At 76.4% G+C, this 610-nt stretch carries 1 protein-coding gene; it reads right to left on the bottom strand.

What is annotated here, in order from left to right; genetic code table 11:
* Positions 1-232: 232 nt before the first annotated feature.
* On the bottom strand, positions 233-436 hold the full coding sequence (locus tag IE225_RS32745) for an Rmf/CrpP fold protein (protein ID WP_190061293.1): 204 nt from the start codon (positions 434-436) through the stop codon (positions 233-235).
* Between the last annotated feature and the right edge of the window lie 174 nt (positions 437-610).

Raw genomic sequence — 610 nt, 5'->3', positions numbered from 1 at the left:
CGGCGCGGCGGGGGCCTGCGGCTGTGCCGGGGCGGCGGTCGGCGCGGGCGCGGCCGGGGTCTGCGGGGCGTTCGCGGGGGCGGCCGGGGCGGTCGGGGTCGGGGTGGACACGGGTCCTCCTGGGACGGTGTCAGGGGCCGTGCGCGCCTGGCGCCGGCCGGGTGCGGACATGCGAAAAGGGGGCCCGCGCCTGGCGGACCCCCTCCGGGGGTGGTGCTGCGATGTTCGGTTGTTAGTCGGCGACGTCCTGGTCGACGTCCGGCCCCCCGTGCTCGGCGAGGGCCTGCGCGACGGTGCGCGTCTGGGCGTACCCGCTCACCCACGCGCGGCGGCGCAGGTCGGTCGCGGGATACGGGCAGGCGGTCACCGGGTCGCCCCGTGACCCGGCCTCGCGCCCGGCGAGGACGGCGGCGGTGATCTCGGCCCGGCGTGCCATGCTGCGGCCCCCTATCGCTTCTGCTGGTGGTCGTATCGGTTCATCTTCGCCCCGGCGGCCCACCGTTGGGGCTTGCCGGTGACCTGCTCGATGAACTCGGCCTGAGTCAGACGCGGGTGGGACTCCCACCACTCTTTGAGTTCGTCGCTCGCCCGCGCGTACGCGATGCGGTGC

It is taken from the genome of Streptomyces echinoruber (assembly GCF_014651135.1).
Lineage (GTDB): Bacteria > Actinomycetota > Actinomycetes > Streptomycetales > Streptomycetaceae > Streptomyces > Streptomyces echinoruber.
This window is presented reverse-complemented; position numbering and strand designations above follow the sequence as displayed.